General features: G+C 71.8%; 21 protein-coding genes. 11 read left to right on the top strand and 10 right to left on the bottom strand.

Annotation, left to right across the window (positions count from 1 at the left end):
• The first annotated feature begins 4 nt into the window (after positions 1 to 4).
• From pabB to MOM01_RS18185, 3 genes are read left to right on the top strand one after another with little or no spacing between them, the layout of a single operon-like run.
• On the top strand, positions 5 to 2140 hold the full coding sequence (gene pabB / locus MOM01_RS18195; RefSeq protein WP_241386847.1) for an aminodeoxychorismate synthase component I: 2136 nt from the start codon (positions 5 to 7) through the stop codon (positions 2138 to 2140).
• Complete coding sequence (locus tag MOM01_RS18190; RefSeq protein WP_241386846.1) at positions 2137 to 3057, top strand: prephenate dehydrogenase/arogenate dehydrogenase family protein; 921 nt, start codon at positions 2137 to 2139, stop codon at positions 3055 to 3057. The genes pabB and MOM01_RS18190 overlap by 4 nt, the downstream gene beginning before the upstream one ends.
• The gene (locus MOM01_RS18185; protein WP_241386845.1) at positions 3054 to 4034 is read left to right on the top strand and encodes an AurF N-oxygenase family protein; all 981 of its coding nucleotides are present in this window, start codon (positions 3054 to 3056) and stop codon (positions 4032 to 4034) included. Before MOM01_RS18190 ends, MOM01_RS18185 begins: the two co-directional genes overlap by 4 nt.
• Before the next feature lie 37 nt (positions 4035 to 4071).
• On the opposite strand, the gene MOM01_RS18180 is transcribed toward MOM01_RS18185, so the two are convergent.
• The 4 genes from MOM01_RS18180 to MOM01_RS18165 are packed head-to-tail and all read right to left on the bottom strand — an operon-like array spanning position 4072 to position 8645.
• Positions 4072 to 4851 carry a polyprenol monophosphomannose synthase gene (locus MOM01_RS18180; protein WP_241386844.1) on the bottom strand — a complete coding sequence of 260 codons (780 nt, stop codon included), beginning with the start codon at positions 4849 to 4851 and terminating at the stop codon, positions 4072 to 4074.
• Positions 4851 to 6467, bottom strand: coding sequence for an apolipoprotein N-acyltransferase (gene lnt, locus MOM01_RS18175; protein WP_241386843.1), 1617 nt, complete (start codon positions 6465 to 6467; stop codon positions 4851 to 4853). The genes MOM01_RS18180 and lnt overlap by 1 nt, the downstream gene beginning before the upstream one ends.
• Positions 6464 to 8074 (bottom strand): amidohydrolase, encoded by a 1611-nt coding sequence (locus MOM01_RS18170; RefSeq protein WP_241386842.1) that lies wholly within the window; start codon positions 8072 to 8074, stop codon positions 6464 to 6466. The genes lnt and MOM01_RS18170 overlap by 4 nt, the downstream gene beginning before the upstream one ends.
• Positions 8075 to 8093: 19 nt before the next feature.
• The gene (locus MOM01_RS18165; RefSeq protein ID WP_241386841.1) at positions 8094 to 8645 is read right to left on the bottom strand and encodes an FxsA family protein; all 552 of its coding nucleotides are present in this window, start codon (positions 8643 to 8645) and stop codon (positions 8094 to 8096) included.
• A 100-nt stretch (positions 8646 to 8745) separates the two neighbouring features.
• Here MOM01_RS18165 and MOM01_RS18160 point away from each other — a divergent pair, with 100 nt between their 5' ends.
• From MOM01_RS18160 to MOM01_RS18150, 3 genes are read left to right on the top strand one after another with little or no spacing between them, the layout of a single operon-like run.
• Positions 8746 to 9510: a TSUP family transporter gene (locus MOM01_RS18160; protein WP_241386840.1), complete on the top strand. Its 765-nt coding sequence runs from the start codon at positions 8746 to 8748 to the stop codon at positions 9508 to 9510.
• Positions 9511 to 9551: 41 nt separating this feature from the next.
• Entirely contained in the window at positions 9552 to 11063 is a 1512-nt protein-coding gene (locus MOM01_RS18155) for a TldD/PmbA family protein (protein WP_241386839.1), read from the top strand.
• On the top strand, positions 11060 to 12430 hold the full coding sequence (locus MOM01_RS18150) for a metallopeptidase TldD-related protein (protein ID WP_241386838.1): 1371 nt from the start codon (positions 11060 to 11062) through the stop codon (positions 12428 to 12430). The genes MOM01_RS18155 and MOM01_RS18150 overlap by 4 nt, the downstream gene beginning before the upstream one ends.
• Before the next feature lie 27 nt (positions 12431 to 12457).
• Here the strand turns inward: MOM01_RS18150 and MOM01_RS18145 are convergent, their stop codons facing one another.
• Both MOM01_RS18145 and MOM01_RS18140 read right to left on the bottom strand, forming a co-directional pair.
• Entirely contained in the window at positions 12458 to 12991 is a 534-nt protein-coding gene (locus MOM01_RS18145) for a glutathione peroxidase (protein ID WP_241386837.1), read from the bottom strand.
• 111 nt (positions 12992 to 13102) lie between these two features.
• Positions 13103 to 13549 (bottom strand): PPOX class F420-dependent oxidoreductase, encoded by a 447-nt coding sequence (locus MOM01_RS18140; RefSeq protein WP_241386836.1) that lies wholly within the window; start codon positions 13547 to 13549, stop codon positions 13103 to 13105.
• 77 nt (positions 13550 to 13626) lie between these two features.
• Here MOM01_RS18140 and MOM01_RS18135 point away from each other — a divergent pair, with 77 nt between their 5' ends.
• From MOM01_RS18135 to MOM01_RS18120, 4 genes are all read left to right on the top strand, one after another.
• Positions 13627 to 14391 (top strand): precorrin-3B synthase, encoded by a 765-nt coding sequence (locus MOM01_RS18135; protein WP_241386835.1) that lies wholly within the window; start codon positions 13627 to 13629, stop codon positions 14389 to 14391.
• A gap of 79 nt (positions 14392 to 14470) precedes the next feature.
• A complete protein-coding gene (locus MOM01_RS18130; RefSeq protein WP_241386834.1) occupies positions 14471 to 15934 on the top strand; it encodes a dihydrolipoyl dehydrogenase family protein in 1464 nt (487 codons plus the stop codon).
• A gap of 236 nt (positions 15935 to 16170) precedes the next feature.
• Positions 16171 to 16962 carry a hypothetical protein gene (locus tag MOM01_RS18125; RefSeq protein ID WP_241386833.1) on the top strand — a complete coding sequence of 264 codons (792 nt, stop codon included), beginning with the start codon at positions 16171 to 16173 and terminating at the stop codon, positions 16960 to 16962.
• Between the two features lie 313 nt (positions 16963 to 17275).
• Positions 17276 to 17734, top strand: a complete 459-nt coding sequence (locus MOM01_RS18120) for a hypothetical protein (RefSeq protein WP_241386832.1) — start codon at positions 17276 to 17278, stop codon at positions 17732 to 17734.
• A gap of 39 nt (positions 17735 to 17773) precedes the next feature.
• Here the strand turns inward: MOM01_RS18120 and MOM01_RS18115 are convergent, their stop codons facing one another.
• The 3 genes from MOM01_RS18115 to MOM01_RS18105 form a co-directional block, all read right to left on the bottom strand.
• Positions 17774 to 18553 carry a hypothetical protein gene (locus MOM01_RS18115; protein WP_241386831.1) on the bottom strand — a complete coding sequence of 260 codons (780 nt, stop codon included), beginning with the start codon at positions 18551 to 18553 and terminating at the stop codon, positions 17774 to 17776.
• A 667-nt stretch (positions 18554 to 19220) separates the two neighbouring features.
• Positions 19221 to 19967 (bottom strand): SDR family NAD(P)-dependent oxidoreductase, encoded by a 747-nt coding sequence (locus MOM01_RS18110; protein WP_241386830.1) that lies wholly within the window; start codon positions 19965 to 19967, stop codon positions 19221 to 19223.
• Positions 19968 to 20117: 150 nt separating this feature from the next.
• Positions 20118 to 21248: a M24 family metallopeptidase gene (locus MOM01_RS18105; RefSeq protein WP_241386829.1), complete on the bottom strand. Its 1131-nt coding sequence runs from the start codon at positions 21246 to 21248 to the stop codon at positions 20118 to 20120.
• A 35-nt stretch (positions 21249 to 21283) separates the two neighbouring features.
• On the opposite strand from MOM01_RS18105, the gene MOM01_RS18100 reads away from it, so the two are divergent.
• Positions 21284 to 22261: a 5'-3' exonuclease gene (locus MOM01_RS18100; protein ID WP_241386828.1), complete on the top strand. Its 978-nt coding sequence runs from the start codon at positions 21284 to 21286 to the stop codon at positions 22259 to 22261.
• Positions 22262 to 22271: 10 nt separating this feature from the next.
• Here the strand turns inward: MOM01_RS18100 and MOM01_RS18095 are convergent, their stop codons facing one another.
• Entirely contained in the window at positions 22272 to 23126 is an 855-nt protein-coding gene (locus MOM01_RS18095; RefSeq protein WP_241386827.1) for a DUF4333 domain-containing protein, read from the bottom strand.
• Between the last annotated feature and the right edge of the window lie 9 nt (positions 23127 to 23135).

The raw sequence follows: 23135 nt of genomic DNA, 5'->3' as shown, positions 1-23135 counted from the left end.
CGTCGTGTCCGCGCCCCGCCCGATCCGCACCCTGCTGGTCGACAACTACGATTCGTTCACCTACAACCTGTACGACCTGCTCACCCGCGTGAACGGACTGCCCCCGCGCGTGGTCACCAACGACCGCAGCTGGGACGAGCTGCTCGGGGAACCGTTCGACAACATCGTCATCTCCCCCGGCCCGGGTCGCCCCGACCGGGACCGGGACTTCGGGATCAGCGCCCGTGTGCTCACCGACGCCGGAGTGCCGGTGCTCGGGGTGTGTCTCGGCCACCAGGGTCTGTGCCAGCTCTTCGGCAGCGCCGTCGTCGCCGCCCCCGAACCGGTGCACGGGCGTACCAGCGCGATCGTGCACGACGGGAGCGGCCTGTTCACCGGCCTGCCCTCGCCGTTCGAGGCGGTGCGCTACCACTCGCTGATCGCCGAGACGGTACCGGACGAACTCGCCGGCACCGCCTGGACCAGCGACGGGCTGCTGATGGCCGTCGCGCACCGGCAGCGACCCCTGTGGGGGGTGCAGTTCCATCCCGAATCGATCAGCACCGCCCACGGCGCCGAACTGCTCGCCAATTTCCGCGACGCCACCCCCGTCCGTGGCCCGGTCACCGTCGGCCGGCCCGCCCCGCGCCCCGCCCCCACCGAACCGGCCCCCCGATACGTGCTGGCGAGCCGGATCCTCGAACGACACCCGGATCCGGCGGCGCTGTACGAGACGGTGTTCGCCGCCGGCCCGCACGGCTTCTGGCTCGACGGCAGCGCCGGACTCGAACCGCAGTCCCGGTTCACCGTGCTCGGCAACGGCGCCGGGCCCCGCGCCGACTATCTCACCTACCGGGTCGGTGAGGGGCTGGTGCGCGAACAGCATCCCGACGGCACCGTCGAGGAACACCGCCGCACCGTCTTCGATCATCTCGCCGCACGGCTGATGCAACGGCAGGTCGCGGCCCGCGACGACCTGCCGTTCGGGTTCGCGCTCGGCTATGTCGGCTATCTGGGTTACGAACTCAAGGCCGACGCCGGCGGCCAGCTCGTGCACACCTCCCCGTATCCGGATGCGGCGCTGGTGTTCGCCGATCGGGCGGTGGTGCTCGACCACGACGGGCGACGCTGCTATCTGCTCGCCCTGACCGAGACCGCCGACGATCCCGACACCCTCGCCTGGTTCGACGCGACCGCCGCGCAGATCGCCGCGCTGCCCGAGGCGCCGGCCGCCGAGGCGGCGCCGGCAGCGGAACCGCTCGTCGGTGCCGAGCACGACCCGCAGCTGCGGCTGCGGCACTCCCCGCAGCGCTATCTCGACCTGATCACCCAGTGCCAGAACGAGATTCGCAGCGGTGAAACCTACGAGGTGTGCCTGACGAACACCGCGACCGTCGACCACGGCATCGACCCGCTGAGCACCTACCGGATGCTGCGGCGGATCAGCCCCGCCCCCTACAGTGCGCTGCTCGACTTCCCCGACGTCGCGGTGCTCAGCGCCTCCCCGGAACGCTTCCTGAAGATCGGCGCCGACGGCACCGTCGAATCGAAACCGATCAAGGGCACCCGCCCCCGCGGCCGCACCCCCGCCGAGGACGCGGCGTTGCGGGACGGCTTGCGCGCCAGCGAGAAGGACCGCTCGGAGAACCTGATGATCGTCGACCTGGTGCGCAACGACCTGTCGCGGGTGTGTGTGCCCGGCTCGGTGCACGTGCCCGCCCTGTTCGCGGTGGAAACCTACGCCGCGGTGCACCAGCTGGTGTCCACCGTGCGCGGCACCCTGCGCCCGGAGGTGTCGGCGGTGGACTGTGTGCGCGCCGCCTTCCCCGGCGGTTCGATGACCGGCGCCCCCAAACTGCGCACCATGGAGATCATCGACAAACTCGAGGACGGCCCCCGCGGGGTGTACTCCGGGGCGATCGGCTATCTGTCCCCCACCGGCGCCGCCGACCTGTCGGTGGTCATCCGCACCCTCGTCGCCACCGCACACCAGGTCGGTTTCGGGATCGGCGGGGCGATCGTCGCGCTGTCCGATCCGGCGGACGAACTCGACGAGACCCTGGTCAAATCGGTGGTGATGCGCCGTTGCCTCACCGCGGCCGACCCGCACGCCGGACACCGCGACGGGACGGGTACGACACCGGGTGGGACCGGACCGTGACCGCACCGCCGGTGCTCGTCGCCGGCGGTGGTGGTGCCGTCGGTTCCCTGCTCGTCGACGCCTTGCGCGCCGACGGGAGATCGGTGCTCGTCGTCGATCCCAGCGTCGAGGACAGCAGCGGCCCGCGGGTGCGCGGCGACATCACCGCCCCCACCGGGCCGCTCACCACCGCGCTGCGCGCCGCCGGCACGGTGATCCTGGCGGTGCCGGAGCCCGTCGCCGTCGCCGCGCTGCCCACGCTGGCGCCGGTGCTCGCCCCGGACACGCTGCTCGTGGAGACCCTGTCGGTCAAGACCCCCATCGCCGCCGCGGTGCACACCCACCGGCCGGGCCGGCCGGCCGTCGGCATCAACCCGATGTTCGCGCCGGATCTGGGGTGGCGGGCACGGCCGGTCGCGCTGATCCGGCACTGCGACGGCCCCGCCGTCACCGCCTTCGCCACCGCCCTGACCCGCTGGGGCGCGCAGGTGGTCGAGACCGGCGCCGACGAGCACGATCGGATCACGGCCGCCACTCAGGCCCTGACCCACGCCACGATCCTCGCGTTCGGCGCCGCCCTGGACCGGCTCGACCCGCCCGCGGCGGCGGCACCGACCGCCCCACCCCCGCACACCACCCTGCGGGCGCTGCTCGCCCGGCTCACCGCGGGCACCGCCGAGGTGTATCACGACATCCAGGCCGCCAATCCCTATGCGGCGACCGCACGCCGGGCACTCGCCGAGGCTGTCACCGAACTCGACCTCGCCGTCGGCGCACCCGCGGAATTCGCGGCCGTCCTCGCCCGCGGGCGCCGCGCCCTCGGCGCGGGCGGCCCGCCCGCCCGGCAGTTGTGCGCGCAGCTGTTCGCGCAGCTGCCTCCCCATCCGCTTCCCGACGGCGCGCCCGGCGCCGCGGCCGAGGACAGGAGCCGGCCGTGACCGATCACCGGCGCCGCCTGCACGCCCCCGCACTACCCGACCACGACCCCGGCGATCCCGCCGAGAGCGCGGTGATCGCGGGCCTGACCCGGTCCTGGCCGCGCCGCGCCGCGGTCAAGAAACCCGAGGTCGACCTCGACGCGCTGTTCGAACCGCACCGCACCGACTTCCCGGAGGCGATGCTGCCCTTCGCCGAGCATCGCCGTTTCCTCGCGCTCGACGAGGACCGGCAGGCGCGGCTGCGGGCGTGGGCGTGGATCGCCTACAACAAGAGCGTCGTCGACATCGAGCAGTATGTCGTCAACCCCGGCTTCGGGTTGATCACCGCCGATGTGTTCGGGCTCGGTCTGTCCGACACCGTGATCACCGGGGTGCTGCAGGCGATGGTCGACGAGCAGTACCACACCCTGATGCATCAGCAGGCGAACGCGCTGACCCGCCGCCGCCGCGGCTGGGCGTTGCCCGAGACGGTGCTGCCGCCCTGCCCGACCGTGCGGGCACACCGCCTCGCCGTGGCCCGCGCCGCCGATCCGCGGGCGGCGGCGCTGGTGCAGTTGGCGTTCACCACCGTCGCCGAGACCTCGATCAGCGCCTATCTGGCGTTGCTCACCGGCGACGCCGCGCTGCAACCGGTGCACCGGGCGACGGTGGCGGTGCACCGCCGCGACGAGTTGTGCCACTCCTCGCTGGCCGGGGAGCTGCTCACCGCGGTGCTCACCGACCTCGACGACACCGACCGGGTGCGTTTGCTCGATGCGCTCGGCGTGGCGGTCGCGGCGTTCACCGGCAGCGACACCGGCACCTGGGCGGCGATCCTCGAACACGAGGATGTGCCCGGCCGCGCCGAACTGGTCGACGACACGATCGCCGCGACCGCGGACCGGCCGGTGGTGCAGGACTGCACCGCGATCCGCCGGCTGTGCGGAGCACTGGGACTGGGCGACGAACTCGACGCCCGCTGGCCGTGGCCGCGCTGACCGCACCCGCAGGACCGGGACGTTCGCGCGGGGTGGATCAGCGGCGGGCCAGCAGCGCCCGCAGCCGCGCCAGGCGGCTGCGCAGCCCCCACACGGTGACCCGCACCAACGCTTCCTGCACGATGTTGCCGTTCATCTTCGACTCGCCGATCTCCCGTTCGGTGAAGATGATCGGCACCTCGGCGACGGTGAACCCGGCCTGCAGGGTGCGCCACGCCAGGTCGACCTGGAAGCAGTAACCGTGCGAGGCGATCGCGTCGAGGTCGAGGGTGTCGAGGACCTCGCGGCGGTAGGCGCGGTAGCCGCCGGTGATGTCGCGGATCGACACCCCCAGCACGAGCCGCGAATACACATTGCCGCCGCGGGAGAGCACCTCGCGGTGCCACGGCCAGTTCACCACCGTGCCGCCGGGCACATACCGCGAGCCGAGCACCAGATCGGCGCCGGCGTCGACCCGCTCGAGCAGCAGAGGCAACTGTTCGGGGGCGTGGCTGCCGTCGGCGTCCATCTCCACCAGCACCGAATAGCCATGGTCGAGACCCCACCGGAAACCGGCGATGTAGGCGGCGCCGAGACCGTTCTTCTCGGTGCGGTGCAGCACGGCGATGCGCTCGTCGGCGGCGGCGAGTTCGTCGGCGAGCGCGCCGGTGCCGTCGGGGCTGCCGTCGTCGACGACGAGCACGTGGGTGTGCGGCAGGGCGGCGTGGAGCCGGGAGATGATCCGCCCGAGATTCTCCCGCTCGTTGTACGTCGGAATGATCACCAGGGTGCGGGCGCTGGGTGCGCTGTCGTTCCCGGCCGGCGTCGCCGCTGCCATCAGAGGTCCTCCTTGTCGAACCGGCCACCGGCCGGTGCTCCTGCTGTGCCGGCCGGCGGTTCGGCGCCCGCACCGGTCTTCTCCCGCCGGCCCCGCACCACGGCGAGTCCGGCAGCGGCCACGGCGACGGCGCAGAGCACGAGCTCCGGCGCGACTCCGAGCCGACTAGCCAGCGTAACGTCTGCCCGCAGCGGCAGCTGCGCCACCAGGGCCGCCGGCACGAACAGATCGGTGCGCTGCTGCACCCGCCCGTCCGGTCCGACGATCGCGCTGACCCCGCTCGTCGCCGCGACCACCACGGCCCGGCCGTGCTCGACGGCCCGCAGCTGCGACATCGCCAGCTGCTGATAGGTCATCTCGGTGTCCCCGAAGGTCGCATTGTTGGTGGGCACCGCCAGCAGTTGCGCCCCGGCGTCGACGGACTCGCGGAACGCCCGGTCGAAGGCCACCTCGTAGCAGGTCGCCACCCCGATCGGGAGACCCGCGGCGCCGACCTGCCCGTCGCCGTCACCGGGCACGAAGTTCCCGGCCCGGTCGGCGTACTCGGAGAACAACCGGAAGAACGACCGCCAGGGCAGATACTCCCCGAACGGCTGGATGATCTTCTTGTCGTGCTGCTCACCCGGCCCGGTCTCCGGATCCCACACGATCACCGAATTGCTCGTGGTGCCGTCGCCGTTGGCGAGCACCGTGCCGACGAGGATGGGGGCGCCGATCGCGGCGGCCGCAGCGGAGATGTCGCGGGCGGCGTCGGCGTTGCGCAGCGGATCGATGTCGGAGGCGTTCTCCGGCCAGATCACCACCTGCGGCGCCGGGACCCGCCCGGCGTCGACGTCGGCGGCGAGTTCGAGGGTGCGGGCGACGTGATTGTCGAGCACCGCCTTGCGCTGGGCATTGAAGTCCAGCCCGAGCCGCGGCACGCTGCCCTGGATCGCCGCGACGGTCACCGTCTCCGCGCCGGCACCGTCGGTGCCGGCGCGCACCAGCGGCCAGGCCACCGCCGCCAGCAGCGGGCCGAGCAGGCTCGCCGCGACCGGCACCGTCCAGTCGCGGCGGCCGGCCGGACGCCGGCGTGCGGTCACCACCAGCGCCGCGAGGCCCGCCCCGGTCAGGGCGACGGCGAACGACACCAGCGGCGCCCCACCGACCGCGGCCAGGGACACGAACGGCCCGTCGGGTTGCCCGAAGGCCAACCGCCCCCACGGGAACCCACCGAACGGCACACTCGCCCGCAACCATTCGGTCAGCGTCCACGCCGTCGCGATCCACAGCGGCGCCCCCGGCAGCGACCGCAGGTGCACCACCAGCGCCCCGAACAGTCCCACGAACACCGCCTCGGCGGCGGCGAGCGCCAGCCACGGCAACGGCCCCACATAGACCCCCACCCAGGGCAGCAGCGGCACGAAGAAGCCGAGACCGGCGAGATAGCCGTAGCCGAATCCCGCCCTCCGCCGCAGCGGCGCTGCCGTCACCACACCGATCAGGAGCGCGAGGCCGAGCGGGGCGAGGAACCACAGCGGACGCGGCGGGAAACTCGCGAACAGCAGCAACCCGGCGGCGACGGCCAGCAACGCCCGCACCGCCGGCGCGGCCCGGCCGCGCAGCGGCCCGCTCACCGCGCGTACACGACCCGGTCGCGGTGCACGCTGCGCACCAGCACCGGGTCGTCGCTGCCGGGCTCGAGATCCGGCAGCGGCGCCACCCGCGACCGCGGATCCGTCGACCACCGCTGCACCGAATCCTTCGGGGCGCGGACCACCAACTCGCCGACCTCCCAGATCGCATAGGAGGCCGGCGCCCCCGGATCCAGCGTGCCCGCCATGCCGTCCCGCACCCCGCCGGCCCGCCACGCCCCGCGGGTGGCCGCGGAGAAGGCGGCACGCGGGGAGATCCCGCTGCCGGGAGTGCGATGGTGCACCGCCGCCCGCAGCATCGACCACGGCCGCGGCGCCGTGACCGGCGCATCCGATCCGAACGCCAACGCCAACCCGGTCGCGGCCACCGGCGCGAACGCGTTGAGCGCCGCCGCCCGCTCCGGCCCGAGACGCTGCGCGTACATGCCGTCCGGCCCGCCCCACAGCGCATCGAAGCCCGGCTGCATGCTCGCGATCACCCCGTAGCGGGCCAGCACCTGCGCCTGCTCGACGGTGAGCGATTCGACGTGCTCGAGGCGATGTCCCCGCGCCGCGAGCGCCGGTCCCCCGACCTCGGCGGCGACGGTTTCGAAAGCGGCCACCGCCAGGGCGGTCGCGGCGTCACCGATGACGTGGAAACCGGCCTGGACACCCACCGCGGTGCACGCCCGGATGTGCGCGGTCATCTCGTCCTCGCCCAGATAAGCGGTGCCGCAGCAGTCCGGCCGATCCTGATAGGGCCGCTGCCACCGCGCGGTGTGCGAACCGATCGACCCGTCGACGAACAGATCCCCGCCGAGCGCGTGGGCGCCGGTCGCGGCGAGCAACTCCACCGCGTCCTCGGCGCTGCGCACCGCCTGCCCCCAGTAGCCACGCACCTCCACCGGATGGTCGGTGCCGAGCAGTTCGGTGAAGTCGTCGAGCCCGGAGATGTCCGGGCCGGCGCACTCGTGCACCGCGACATGGCCGTGCGCGGCGACATCGTCGAGGGCGGCCAGGCGGGCGCGGGCCCGCTGCGCGGCGGTCAACCCGCGGCGGGCGGCGCCGCGCACCGCATGATGCGCCGCCGCGGTCAGCGGCTGCTGCGGATCGAAACCGGTCAGCTCGGCGAGGGGTTCGGCGGTGGCCCGCAGCGCGCTCGACGCGGCCGCCGAATGCGCGTCGACCCGGCCCAGATAGACCAGCCGGCCCGGCGCGGCGGCATCGAGCTCGGCGGTGGTCGGCGGGGTCGGATCGGGCCAGCGGGTCTCGTCCCAGCCGTGCCCCCAGATCACCGCCTCGTCGTGCGCGTCGGCGTGCGCCCGCACCGCCCGCAGTGCCGTCTCCCGGTCCGGGGTGTCGGTCAGATCCAGCCCGCTCAGGGCCAGCCCGTGCGCGGTGAGGTGCACGTGACTGTCGACGAAACCGGGGGCGACGAACGCGCCGTGCAGGTCGACGACCTCGGCATCGGGGTGCAGGGCGCGGCCGGGACGATCCTGCCCGACCCACACCACCCGGCCGTCGGTGACGGCCATCGCGGTGGCATCGGGGGCGCTGGCGCTGTAGATCCGGCCGCCGACGAGAAGCTGGGTGTGCGGTGCTCGACTCACGGATGCCCAGTCTGCCCCGTCACCGCTCGTCGCGGCGCCGCGGGGTGTCGACGATCTCCCCGTCGAGGACGGTGGCGCTGTCGTCGATGTGACGGATCCGACCGGGATGCTCCGGGCCGCCGGTCAGCGGTGCGGCACCCCCCACCACGGTGTGGTCGACGACCTGACCGTCGACCACCACCAGCCGCTGCGCGGTGAACCCGGTGGTGCGGGCCCGGCGCGCGACCAGCATCCGCACCAGCGGCCGCGCCGCCGCGCGGGTGGGTAGCAGCAACACGATCCCGAACAGGGTGCTGACGATGCCGGGGATCAGTACCAGGGCGGCGCCGGCACCGACGAGCGCACCGTCGGTGAGCACCCGGTCCGGGTTGGCGGACAGGGGGGCGCGCCCGTCGCGCAGCCGGCCGAGATTGTGCAGGGCGCGGCGGCCCTGGGCGGCGAGCACCAGATATCCGGCGACGCTCACGGCGAGGAAGATCAACACGGTCGTGAGCGCGCCGACGGTGGAGCCGAGCCAGGCCAGCACCGCGATCTCCGCCACGACGTACAGCAGAAACGACAACAGGTACACGCGGGGTCCTTCCGTAGGCGGCTCTCGTCCGGTCAACGAACGGGGCCGCGGTTTTGCTCCCGACCGCGGCGCACACACCGACCATGATCGAATGTCCGGCATGGGTGCAGGTGACTGGGCGTTGCTGCTGACCGCCGCGACCGCCGCCGGATGGGTGGACGCCGTGGTCGGTGGGGGCGGGCTGATCCTGCTGCCGGCCTTGTTCCTCGTCGCCCCGCAGTTGACCCCGCAGGCGGCGCTGGCGACGAACAAGCTCACCGCGATCTGCGGGACCGGCGCCGCGGTGCTGACCTTCGCGCGGCGCATCCCGCTGCGCTGGTCGCTGCTCGCCCCGGCCGCGCTGGTCGCGGCGGTGTGTGCGGCCGCCGGGGCGGCGGCGGTCTCGCTCATCGACCGGGAAGTGTTCATCCCGATCGTGATGGTGGTGCTCGTCGCGGTGGCGGTGTTCGTCACCGCCCGCCCGAAACTCGGGGCCGGTGGCACCCGCCGCCCGTCGGCACTGCGGCTGGTCACCGTCGTGGTGACGGCGGCCGCGGTGATCGGCTTCTACGACGGCATTCTCGGCCCCGGCACCGGCACCTTCTTCATCATCGTGTTCGCGGCGATGCTCGGCAGCGAGTTCGTCACCTCCGCGGCGATGGCGAAGGTGCTGAACTTCGGCTCGAATCTGGGTGCGCTGGTGCTGTTCGCCGCCGGTGGGCACGTGTGGTGGACCCTCGGCGCGGCGATGGCGGTGTGCAATGTGGTCGGGTCGGTGCTCGGCTCGCGGATGGCCCTGGCCCGCGGGGCCGGCTTCGTGCGGGTGGTGCTGCTGGTCGTGGTGGTGGCGATGGTGATCCGGCTCGGCATCGAACAGTTCGGGTGACCGTCCCCGGTGCCGGGGCGTCCCGGGGCTAGGGTGGGCGGGTGAACGCGGTGGACGACGACTTCCTGGCCCTGCCGTTGCGCGCGGCCGCCGATGCGGGACTGTCGGTGGCGCGCGGGGCCGGTGCGAGCCACGCCGACGTGCGGGTGCACCGGGTCCGCACCGGCACCACGACGCTGCGCGACGGGGCGCTGCAGGCCGCGGCGGACAGCACCGACTGCGGGGTGGCGGTGCGGGTGCTGCTCGACGGCACCTGGGGATTCGCCTCGCATCCGGTACCGGGACCCGACGGCGCCGCCGACGCCGCGACCCGGGCGGTGGCCGTCGCCCGCACCCTGCGCGCACTGAACCGGGATCCGGTGCAGTGGGCCGACGAACCGGTCTACCGCGACGCGGTGTGGGTCTCGCCCTACGAGATCGATCCGTTCACCGTCGCGGCCGACGACCGCCTCGCGGTGCTCGAGGACTATTCCGGGCGGCTGCTCACCGCGCCCGGGATCGACCACGTCGCCACGCACCTGGTGCAGGTGAAGGAACAGACTTTCTACGCCGACCTGGCCGGGTCGACGATCACCCAGCAGCGGGTGCGGATCCATCCCGAACTCGAGGCGACCCGGGTGGACCGGGCGGCGGGCACCTTCGAGTCGATGCGCACCCTGGCCGCCCCCACCGGCCGCGGCTGGGAGTATCTCGCCTCCGACCGGTGGTGGGACTGGAGCGGCGAACTCGATCGGCTACCGCACCACCTCGCGGAGAAGGTGCAGGCCCCGTCGGTCGTTCCCGGCCGCACCGATCTGGTCATCGACCCGACGAATCTGTGGTTGACCATCCACGAATCCGTCGGGCACGCCACCGAATACGATCGGGCCGTCGGGTACGAGGCCGCCTACGCCGGCACCTCCTTCGCCACCCCCGACCTGCTGGGCACCCTGCGCTACGGCAGCGCGGTGATGCAGGTGAGCGCCGACCGCACCGAACCGCACGGCCTGGCCACCGTCGGTTTCGACGACGACGGGGTCGCCGCCCAGTCGTGGGAGCTGGTGCGCGACGGTGTCCTGGTCGGTTACCAGCTCGACCGGGCGTTCGCCCCGAAGCTGGGGGTGGCCCGATCGAACGGCTGCGCCTATGCCGATTCGGCGCATCACGTGCCGATCCAGCGGATGGCGAACGTGTCGCTGCAGCCGGACCCGCAGGTCGACCGCAGCACCGCCGATCTGATCGCCGGGGTCGACGACGGGCTGTACATCGTCGGGGACCGCAGCTGGTCGATCGACATGCAGCGGCACAACTTCCAGTTCACCGGGCAGCGGTTCTACCGCATCCGCGGCGGTCGCCTCGCCGGGCAGGTCCGTGACGTCGCCTATCAGGCGTCGACCACCGACTTCTGGGGTGCGCTCGAGGCCGTCGGCGGGCCGTCGACCTGGCGGCTCGGCGGGGCGATGAACTGCGGCAAGGCCCAGCCCGGGCAGGTCGCCGCCGTCTCGCACGGGTGCCCGTCGGTCCTCGTCCGCGGCGTCAACGTGCTCAACACCGTCGAAGAAGGTGGCCGATGATCCCCGGAGACGCCCTGGTCGAGGCCGCGCTGGTGGCGTCGAGCGCCGACGAGACGCTCGTGGTCGTCACCGACACCGCCGAGGCGTCGCTGCGCTGGGCGGACAACTCCATGACCACCAACGGCTCGGTGCGCGCCCGCACCGCCACGGTCGTCGCGATCCGGCGCACCGCCGGTTCGAGTCACTGCGGGGTGGTCACCGCCGCCGTCACCGACGGTGACGACATCGCCGCGCTGACCGCCGCCGCCGCGGACGCCGCCGACCGGGCCCCGGCCGCGCCCGACGCGATGCCGCTGCTCGCCGGGGACGGACCCGACGAGCAGTGGGGGCTGCCCGCCGCCGGCACCGACATCGACGTCTTCACGCCCGTCGTCGACGATCTCACCGGCGGTTTCGACGAGGCCGACGCCCTCTACGGGTTCGCCCATCACCAGGTGCACACCCTGTGGCTGGGCAGCTCCACCGGGCTGCGGCGCCGCTGGGTGCAGCGCGACGGGTCGATCGAGATCAACGGCAAACGCGGTGGCCTCAGCGGGCCGAGCGCCTGGGTGGGGGCCGGCACCGTCGACTTCACCGATCTGGCGATGCCCGCCCTGCGCACCGAACTGGCGCGGCGTCTGGACTGGGCCGGCACCCGCATCGAGTTGCCCGCGGGGCGTTACGAGACGATCCTGCCGTCCTCGGTGGTCGCCGACCTGATGATTCCGCTGCTGTGGTCCCTCGACGGCCGCGGCGCCGAGGAGGGCCGGTCGGTGTGGGCCGGGCCCGACGGCACCCGCCTCGGGCAGCGGATCGCGGCGTTGCCGGTGACGCTGACCTCCGATCCGGCTGCACCCGGCCTGGGCTACGCCCCGTTCGTCACCGCCACCACCTCCACCGACAGCATCTCGCTGTTCGACACCGGGATGAGCTGCGGGCGGGTCGACTGGATCCGCGACGGCGCCCTGCACGCCCTGGCGTATCCGCGGTCCGCCGCCGCCGAATTCGGTGCCGTCGCCACCGCGCCCGGGGAGAATCTGCTGCTCACCGGCGGCAACGGCGCCGATCTCGACGACCTGGTCGCGGGCACCGAAAGGGGGCTGCTGCTGACCACCGTCTGGTACCTGCGGGAGGTGGACCCGGCGGTGCTGCTGCTGACCGGCCTGACCCGCGACGGGGTGTATCTCGTCGAGGACGGGCAGGTGCGCGGCGCGGTCAACAACTTCCGCTTCAACGAGTCCCCGGTGGATCTGCTCGGCCGCGCCACCGAGATCGGCGCGACCGAACGCACCCTGCCGCGGGAATGGAAGGACTGGTTCACCCGCACCGCGATGCCCCCGATGCGCATCCCGGACTTCCACATGTCCTCGGTCAGTACCGCGCAGTGACCGCCGGCCGCCGAGCACAGCTACCGCTCAGAGCAGATCGGCGATCTCCTTGCCGATCTCCTCTGGGGTGACGGTCGGCTCGAAGCGGCGCAGCACCGTCCCCTGCGGATCGACGAGGAACTTGGTGAAATTCCACTTCACCTCGTCCGTGCCGAGCGCCTCCGGCCGGGTGCTGGCGACGTGCTCGTACAGGAAACCGTGCTGCGGACCGAAATCGCCGGGGGCCTCGCTGCGCAGATGGCGGTACAGCGGATGCGCGTCGTCGCCGTTGACGTCGATCTTCGCGAACACCGGGAACGACACGTCGAAGTTCACCCGGCAGAACTCCTGGATCTCGGTGTCGCTGCCCGGTTCCTGACCGCCGAACTGGTTGCAGGGGAACCCGAGGATCTGCAGGCCGCGGTCGCCCAACTGCCGGTGCAGTGCCTCGAGCGCCTCGTACTGCGGGGTCAGCCCGCACTTGCTCGCCACATTGACGATCAGCAGATGACGGCCGGCGAAGCGAGCGAGATCCTCGCTGCCCCCGTCGGCGGTGCGCACGGTGAAATCGTGAACGGACACGGGCTCTCCTCGATGATGTCGACGATCCTGACGTCCTCGATCGGCCCGGCCGGGCGCGATCGAGATCACAGCGACCCTACGGGACGCACCGCACGAGCCCGCCCGGGCAACTCACGGCAGGGTGGTCCCGGCGGCCCCGTCCTCGTCCGCGGCGGCTGCGTCGGTGTCGAGCACACACGCCAGCCCCACCGTGCCGGTGCGGCCCCGCCGCAACGTACTGCCGCCGACCAGCAACCGCCCCAGCAGCCCGTACTTGCGGGCGATCACCGCCCGGGCGTGCGCCGAGCCGTCCGCGTCGAGGACGACTCCGGTGCCCGGCACCGCCGCCGACTTCGGCTTGCCGCGCGCATCGCAGATCGCCAGCGTCAACCGCGGGTCGCGGCGCAGGCGACGGACCTTGTAGGCATCGGCGACAGTCCACACCAGCAACCGGTTCCCGTCCGGCGCGGCCCACACCGGGGTGCCCACCGCGGTGCCGTCCTTGCGGAAGGTGGTCAACAGCACGTACTTGGCGGCGGCGAGCTCGGCGAAATCCGGCCGCGCAGTCGAATCGGACATGCGCCCCAGCCTACGGACCGCCGCGCCCCCACCGCCCGCCCCGTCTCATCCGGGGCGCGCGATCTACCCTGACGGATATGGCCGATTCCGTCGTCGACGTGCACCTGCCCGCCGGGCAACTGACCTCCGCGCAGCTGCGGCAGCTCGCCGAGCTCGCTCACACCCTCGCGGACGGTGCCCTGCACCTGACCGACCACGCCCAGCTGCAGGTGCACGGCGATGCGCGCGCCATCGAGGCGGCGCTCGCGGCGGCCGGCCTGCGCGCCGACTCCCCCACCCGCGCACGGGTGCTCGCCTCTCCGCTCACCGGCCGTATCGGCGGGCACCGCGACCTGCGGGAGCTGACCCGCACCGTGATCGAACAACTCGCCGACCGGCCCGTCGCCGCCGGCACCGTCGTCGGGGTCGACGACGGCCGCGGCGACATCGTCGCGCTCGCCCCGACCGTCGCGCTGCTCGCCCGCCCCGACGGGCGCCTCGCGGTGATCCGCGAGGGCACCGACAGCGGGGTACGCGTCGACCTCGCCGCCGCCGTCGACGCTGTGCTCACCCCACCGGCCGGCCCGGCCGGGACCGCCGAGCCGCTGCCGCCGCGGCCGCGTCCCCCGGTCGGCTGGCTCGACCAGCCCGACGGTGGGGTCACCCTCGCCGGGGCGGTGCCCGGCGGCCGGTTGCCGGCCCGGCTCGCCGAATTCCTCGCCGCCGTCGAACGTCCGCTGATCGTCACCCCCTGGCGGTCGGTGCTGCTGTGCGATCTCGACGAATGGACCGCCGAACAGGTGGTGCGGGTGCTCGCCCCGATGGGGTTGGTCTTCGACGCCGACTCGCCCCACCTGCACTGACCCGCCGGCAGACTTCGCGAAGCGGACCGCTGCCACCGAATCCCCGCCGCGCGGCCGGTGCGCCCCCTACCGTGGACGGATGACCGCGGCGACGGCAGATTCGGACAGTTACGACGTGATCGTGCTCGGTGCCGGACCGGCCGGGGAGAACGCCGCCCAGTACGCCATCGCCGGCAGTGACCGCACCGCCGTGCTCGTCGAACACGAACTCGTCGGCGGGGAATGTTCCTACTGGGCGTGCATGCCCAGCAAGGCGTTGCTGCGGCCCACCCAGGTGCTCGCCACCGCCCGGCACATGCCCGGCGTCGCCGACAAGATCAGCGCCCACGGCGTCGAGGTGCCGGCGGTGCTCGCCCGCCGCGACGGCTTCACCCACGGCCGTGACGACAGCTCCCAGGTGCAGTGGGCCCGGTCGAGCGGGATCGATGTGGTGCGCGGGCACGGCCGCCTGGCCGGGGAGCGCACCGTCGTCGTCACCGGCCGCGACGGTGAACGCCGGCTGCGCGCCCGCCACGCCGTGGTCCTGGCCACCGGCAGCCTGCCGACGGTGCCGGATCTGCCCGGTCTGCGTGCCGCGCTGCCGTGGACCTCCCGCGATGCGACGAACCTGCTCGAGGTCCCCCGCCGGGTGCTGCTCGTCGGCGGCGGTGTCGTCGCCTGCGAGGCCGCCACCTGGCTGCGGCAACTCGGCGCCGAGGAGGTGATCGTCGTGGTGCGCGGGGACCGGCTGCTGCCCCGCGTCGAGGCGTTCGCCGCCGCACGGGTCGCCGACCGCATGGCCCACAAGGGTGTCGAGGTGCGCTATCGCACCGAGATCCGCTCGGTGCAACGCCCCGACGTGCAGGACACCGGTGTCGGCTGCATCCACGGCGGTCCCGCCGGCGTCACCCTGTCCGACGGTGACGTCGTGGAGGTCGACGAGCTCGTCGTCGCTGCCGGCCGCCGTCCCGCCGTGGACGGTCTCGGCCTGGACAGCGTCGGCCTCTCCGACGGGAAAGTGACGGTCGGCGACGACCTGACCGTCGCCGGGACGGACGGGCAGTGGCTCTACGCCGTCGGTGACCTCACCGGCCGCACCGCCCTGACCCACATGGGCAAATATCAGGCGCGGGTGTGCGGGGACGTGATCGCCGCCCGCGCCGAGCACCGCCCCACCGACGGACCGCGCTACAAGGCGAGCGCCGATCACGGACAGGTCCCACAGGTGATCTTCACCGTCCCGGAGATCGCCGCGGTCGGCCGTACCGCCGCCCAGGCCCGCGCCGACGGTCTCGACGTCGACGTGCTCGAGGCCGACATCGATGTCGCCGGCGCCGCCCTGGCCCGCGACGACTTCACCGGGCACGCCGCGCTGGTCGTCGACCGTGCCACCGACACCCTCGTCGGTGCCACCTTCGTCGGCTCGGAGGTCGCCGAACTCGTACACGCCGCGACGATCGCCCTCGTCGGACAGGTACCACTCGAACGACTGTGGCATGCGGTGCCGTCCTATCCCACCATCAGCGAGATCTGGCTGCGGCTGCTCGAATCCCGCCGCCACTGACTCGGTCACGGGCCGCGATAGCCACGCTCGCGGGTGCTGTACGTTGAGTTGATCTGATCGTGGTGCCGATGGCGTGACCCCTGTGAATAGGTCCGGGTTGGTCTGGTGTCCTGATTGCCCGACGAAAGAAGAGATCCGAGGCGAGAAAAAAGAAACCGCCGTTCCCTGACGGGCGACGACGGCTTCGAAAACCCGGTCCAAGCCGGGAATATGGCACTCAGTGTAGCGTCTGGCCCGTGCTCGAACAACCCACGCCGACGCAGCAAGCTGCTCTGATCGCGGTCACGGCCGGTTCTCGCCTCAAACCGTTCCGTAGAGCATGCCAGGGCCACGAGGGGCCGGCGCTGGAGTTGTATCTACTCGATGCGCGCCTGGCCTCGCACATTCACGGACACCTTCGCATCGTCGAACTGGTGCTGCGGCAACAGATGCACGTAGCGCTCAAAGCCGCATACGGGGACCGCTGGTTCGACAACGCCACCGGCGCAGGATTGTCCCAGGACGCACAGAAGAAAGTCCGCGAAGCGTACGACACACTGAACCCTCCACGGCGAAAGCCCGCTGCTCGACTTGTCCCTCGCCCACCCGCAGGCAAAGTGGTGGCCGCACTGATGCTCGGTTTCTGGACCGCGCTGCTCCGAGCACCACGCGATGTCGACCACGAAGCGACGTTGTGGACACCGGCCCTGGACGGGTGCTTCAACGGCGCTCGACAACCATCCACAGCGATATGGACGATGGCCCAGGCGCAGAAGAGATGCCAGCGACTGAACTGGGCGCGAAACCGCGTCAACCATTGCGAGAGCGTGGTATTCGGTTTTCCTCAGCCCGGTCAGGCTCAGGGCATTCAACTCCGTCACAGTCCGGCCAGCATCATCGAAGACTGTCGAGTTCTCGTCGGCCGCTTCTCCGGCGAGGTCGAGGCGTGGATGCGTGCCTCGACCGCAATCGACCAGCTCGTGGCCCACCCGTTGGCTCAGCAAGCCCTGGCCCACAGCGCGAGGCAATCGGGTCGGAAGATCGTGTAGAAATGCAGCCGATCCCTTAGTGCCCTAAATCGACAACCCGCGATCCCGCTACCAGCGGAAACGCTCGGAGAATCCGGGAATCCTCCTCAACTTGTGCAAGTCAGGCGTGTGGCTCGGTCAGGTCACAGGAAAACGCCCCTTTCTTTGCGCAGACGAGGATCCCGGAAAAGGCACTCCACCACAGCAATGCCAATCGGTATTCGCCACGCCTGTCGGACACCTCGTCAGCCTAGAAGAGTCGCGGTCCCGGCAGCCGGTGGACACCGATGCTCTCCGTCCACCTTCCGGAACGAGCATCGAATAATGTCGCAGCATGCGCATACCCGGTCCGGAGATCGGTTCGCGGTGGGACATCGAGTTCACCTTCGAACCCACCGATCATATTCGGGACGTACTCGTCTCCGCGTTCGCCCGGATCTCCCGGGACACGCTGCGTTTCGAGGCGATGAACACGTTCGATCCCGGGGTGTGGCGCATCGACATCCGACTCGAGGTCGTCCCCGTGCCGGGGTTGGTGTGCTCTCTCGTCGTCGGGGGCGCGGGGCACGGAGGTTTCGGTATCTCCAGCGCAGTGGAGGACGTCGCAACCACGGTCGAGATCGCGTCCTACTTCCAGGACGTCGACGAATGGCTGCAATGGCCCACGTTGCCCGACGGCCGGCATCTGACACCCAGAATCGTCGACGGACGAGCTGTGTGGGGACGATACACAGGGGAGGTCGTCGCGCCGATCGGGGAACTCACCGACCACATCGACCACCTGTACCACTGAGCGCAGCCGGCATCGTCCATGCCGTGCGCTCGGGCAGGGTCATTCATCTTCGAGGAAGGGCTCTTCCGCGTCGAGCAGTTCGGCGTCTTCGGGAGACAGGTTCTCCCCCGGTTGCACCGTCCGGGTCAGCGAACCGTCTCGATCGACTCTCTCCGGTGCCTGGACGATCTGCAGACCCCGCGCCAGTGTTTCGACCTGGTCCTCATCGGCACCGGCTCCCTCTGCGAAGAACGCTGCTGCGACCGCATCGTGGGCCAGCGCCTGCGCAAGCGACCAGTCCCGGATGTACTCGTCCAGAGGATCCGTGAGATCGCGCCTGCTCAACGACTCGGTGATGCACCGCTCGAAGTAGGCGGCGACCAGGTCCTGGGAACGAGCCCACTGCTCCCGCAGTCCGGTTGCGGCAGCCTGCTCCTGCAACTGCGCACGGATATCGAGGGCATCGGCGATGCGCATCGGCGGGGACCGGCGCACCTGGGCGACGTAGTTGTCGAACCCGATCGCCGCGACGGTGGTGAATGTCTCGACGATGGTCGGCCAGTTCGGTCCCAGATGCTTGGCGAGGTCAGCGTCGGTGATCGTGGTCGCCTCGAGGTGCTGAACCAGCCTGTCGAGAGGGCGATTCGGGTCGTCGTACATCCCGTCCCGATCCGCCTGGCGTAGCCATTCCATTTCCGCGATCGTGGCGTCCCCAGGTACCGAACTGGCTTGCGCAAGTGCTTCGCCGATGGACAGTTCGGTCCCGGTGGCGACCTGCGGCCCCCATGCGGCGCCGTTGACCCGCAACAACTCCGCGGCGCGTTGCACGACGGTCGTCAAACGCTCCGACGTACCAGCGGGATCGGGCGGATTCTCGATAGACGATTCCGGGGCTGAGGTCGGGCTGGATGGCGTACTCGCCGCATGGTGACTGCGCGCCGCGGCCGCGGCCGGAGTGTCCCTCGATCCGGTCTTCCACACTCCGATCGCCGCAGCAGCCACAACACCGCAGACGGCTACTGCTGCCAGAGCCTTCACCCGCGACGTCGTGGCTGCACTTCTTTACGTCTCCTTCGATACGGCCTCTACGAGTTGTCCGAATCCGAACCCGATCTGGACATTACCGGGTGCAGGGGTGCACTCATCGGTCAACAGCGGCCGGTGGCCTCTGGCTCAATGCCACATTTCAACGAAGATCTCCGGCCATCTCTTCCTGAAGGTCACATCGTCCGAATCCGCCACGGATGTTTCATATACGTTCGTTTTCGGAACAAGATCAATTTTGTGGACCGATCCTCAAACAGGACACCCCGAAACGGCCCGGCACTCAATCGTGTTCTGGCAAGCCGACCGTCCGACCCGTCCCGTTCAACCGTCCTGCATGCCGGTTTCGTATAGCGGACCCGAACAGCACGATCGTCGCCTCATGGACGGGATCCTGATCGGGTCTGCCTAATGAACACCACGGGCCAAGCTCTGCGAATACAACGCGCAGCGAGGCGGCCCGTTACCGCGGCAGCCGCCGCCAGGCCGCCCGCGGCAGCAACCGCATCCCGAAGAACACCGGCCGCAGCACCGCCGGCACCCACACCTCACCGCGGCCGCGGCGCAACGCCCGCACCGTCGCCTCGGCGACCTGCGTGGGGGTGCTCGACAACGGCGCCGGGGTCATCCCGGCTGTCATCCGCCCGATCACGAAACCCGGACGCACCAGCAGCAGCGACACCCCGCTGCCGTGCAACGCGTCGGCCAGCCCGGACGCGAACCCGTCGAGGCCGGCCTTCGCCGAGCCGTAGACGTAGTTGGCGCGGCGCACCCGCCACCCGGCGACCGAGGAGAACACCACCAGCCGCCCGGACCGCTGGGCGCGCAGCCGCTGTGCCAGGTCGGTGAGCAGCGCGACCTGCGCGAGATAGTCGATGTGCACGATCGAGACTGCATGGGCCGCATCGGTTTCCGCGCGGGTCTGGTCGCCGAGGATCCCGAAGGCCAGCACCGCCACATCGATCGGCCCGAAGGCGGCGATCCGGTCGAGCACCGCCGGGTGGGTGTGGATCGCGTCGGCGTCGAACTCGACCGTTTGCACCGCCGTCGCCCCTGCCGCCCGCACGGCGGCGCACTCGTCGACCAGGTCGTCGGCGCGACGCGCGGCGAGGATCACGGTGCGGCCCGCGGCGAGCCGGGTGGCGACCTCGACGCCGATCTCGCTGCGTCCCCCGAAGATGACGACGGTTCCCTGTGCGGTGTGGTTCATGCGGCCAGTGTCCCGGTTCGATCTCCGGGATGCAGTGGCGGGGTTCTCCTGTCTGCGGGAGGGACGGTGACCGCTCCCCGAGCATCGACGTCTTCCTCGCCGATCTGAGAAGTCCCGCCGCGGCCTCGTGACCGGACACGCCGCCGGGTGTCAGCCCGGCAGCACCGTCAATCCGTGCGGGCGCAGGTTCATCGACTCGCAGCCGTCCTCGGTGACGACGACGATGTCCTCGATCCGCGCACCCCACTCGCCGCGGAAGTAGATGCCCGGTTCGATGCTGAACGCCATGCCGGGCTGCAGGATGTCGTCGTTGCCGGAGACGATGTACGGCTCCTCGTGCACTGACAGGCCGATGCCGTGCCCGGTGCGGTGCACGAACGCCTCCCCGTAGCCGGCGGCGGCGAGCAGATTGCGGGCGGCGGCGTCGACGTCCTCGGCGCGCACCCCGGGCCGCACCGCGTCGACGGCGGTCTGCTGGGCCTTCTCGAGCACCGCGATCTTCGTCGCGATCTCCGGGTTCGGTTCGCCGATGCTGTAGGTGCGGGTCGAATCCGAGTAGTAGCCCGGTTCGACGGGACCACCGATGTCGATGACGACGATGTCGCCGGATTCGATGACCCGGTCGGACACCTCGTGGTGCGGGTCGGCGCCGTGCGGGCCGGAACCGACGATGACGAATGCCGCCTCCGTGTGGCCCTCCTCGAGGATCGCCGCGGTGATGTCCGCGGCCACCTGGGCTTCGGTGCGCCCGGGCCGCAGCCATTCGCCCATGCGGGCATGCACCCGGTCGATGGCGGCACCGGCGCGCCGCAACGCCGCGACCTCGTCGGCGTCCTTGACCATCCGCAGCTGCCGGATCACCGACGTCGCGAGCGCCGGAGCGGCGCCGAACCGGGCGGTCAGCGGCACCAGGTGCAGCGCCGGCATCGCCTCGGCCACCGCGAACGTCCCCGCGGTCGCGACGAGTTCGCGCACGAGCGCGTAGGGGTCCTGACCGTCCACCCAGTCCCGCACCGGCAGCCCCAGTTCACCGATGGCGGACTCCTCGAGCGACGCCAGCTCCAGCCGCGGCACCACCACGGAGGCGCCGGAGCCGTCGGTGGGGATCACCAGGCACGTCAGGCGTTCGAACGATTCGGCGCGCGACCCGGTCAGATACCGCAGGTCCGGTCCGGGGGTGATGAGCAGCGCGCCGAAACCGGCGGCGGCACCGAGTTCGGCGGCGCGCGCCAGGCGGGCCGCGTAACGGTCGGCGGGGAATCGAGTGGCGGCAGTGGTCATGCATCCGAGCCTAGTGGCCGCGACCGGATGGCAGGATGTGGTCCGTGACCGCACCGGAGAACTCCACACCCGCACCGGACCCCACATTGATGCTGCTCGACGGCGCGAGCCTGTGGTTCCGGGCCTTCCACGCCATCCCGGAGAAGGTCACCGCCCCCGACGGCAGCCCGGTCAACGCGGTGCGCGGCTTCGTGGACATGGTCGCCTCCCTCATCCGCACCCACCGCCCCACCCGGCTGGTGGTGTGCCTGGATCTGGACTGGCGCCCGGCCTTCCGGGTCGCGGCGGTGCCGAGCTACAAGGCGCATCGCGTCGCTGCCGGCTCCGACGGCACCGTCGAGGAGGTGCCGCCCGCGCTGCTGCCGCAGGTGCCGCTGATCCTCGAAGTGCTCGCCGCGGCCGGGATCGCCACCGGCGGCGCCGCCGGGTTCGAAGCCGACGACGTGCTCGGCACCCTCGCCGCCCGCGAGACCACCGACCCGGTGATCGTGGTCAGCGGCGACCGCGACCTGTTGCAGGTGGTCACCGACACGCCGGTGCCGGTGCGGGTGCTCTACGCCGGTCGTGGCCTGGCCAGGGCCGAACTGTTCGATCCGGCGCTGGTCGCCGAACGCTACGGGGTGCCGGCCGAGCGGGCCGGCGCCGCCTACGCCGAGCTGGCGGTGCTGCGCGGCGACCCGTCCGACGGGTTGCCCGGCGTCAAGGGCGTCGGCGAGAAGACCGCCTCGGGACTGCTGCAGCAGTACGGCTCGCTCGAGGCGGTGCGGGCCGCGGCACTCGACGAGTCGACGTCGCTGGCCCAGGGCATGCGGGTGAAACTCGCCGCGGCCGCGGACTATCTGGATGCGGCGCTGCCGGTGGTGCGGGTGGCCACCGACGCCGACGTGGATCTGTCCCGCTCCGACGTGTTGCCGACGGAACCGGCCGATCCGGAGCAGCTCACCGCGCTGGCGCAGCGGTGGGGGCTGGAGCGGCCGGTGTCCGCGCTGGTCGCGGCCCTGGCCGACCGCTGAACCGACTCGGTCAGTTGGGGCGGCCGACCTCGTAGGTGCCGTTGTCGTCGGTGACGGTGACGGTCACTTCCCGGAACTGCCCGTCCACGGTGGCCTCGCAGGTGAACCGGTGACCGGCCTCGACGGCCTGATCACTCGGGCACTGCACGTCGCCGACCTGCCCCGCCCCGTACGACTCGGTGAGCACCTTCGCGATACCGGCCTCGGTGGCCGCGTCGTCGAGGACCTTGTCGCCGAAAACGGTCGCCGCGAGGATCCCGACGATCGCGAGCACGACCACCACACCGACCCCACCGAGGATCCACGGCAGCTTCGACCTGCCGTTCTGCTGTGGCGCCGGGCCGGGCTGCTGCCAACCGTTCGCCGGCGCACCCCAGTTCTGCGGACCACCCGGCTGGTGAGCACCCCACCCCGGGGCGGGGTGCGGCTGTCCGGGAGCACCCCAGGATTGCGGTCCGCCGGAAGGTTGCTGCCCCCAGCCGGGCGCCGGGGCACCCCATCCCTGCGGGCCCGGATGCGGCTGCGGGCCCGGATGCTGGGGGGGACCGGGATGCTGGGGGGTACCGGGATGCTGGGGAGCCGGCGCCGCCCAGCTCGGCTGGTTCGACGCGCCGGCCGGTGCGGCCCACGGATTCGGCTGGGCCTCCCCGGGGCCGGCACCCCATCCCGCGGGCGCAGACTCTCCGGCCGGCGGCGGACCCCACCCGGCGGCGGCGCCCGGCGCCCACTGCTGCCCGCTGTGCGGGGCGGACCACGACGATCCCGGCTGCTCACCGCCACCGGGGGCAGGGGTGGGCGCCCACGGATCCTTCGGTTCCGGCGGTGTCTGCCCCTGCGCGTCCTGCGGTTCGTTCGGCCCGGTCATCGTCGTCTC

It is taken from the genome of Rhodococcus sp. CH91, assembly GCF_022554085.1.
Lineage (GTDB): Bacteria > Actinomycetota > Actinomycetes > Mycobacteriales > Mycobacteriaceae > Rhodococcus.
This window is presented reverse-complemented; position numbering and strand designations above follow the sequence as displayed.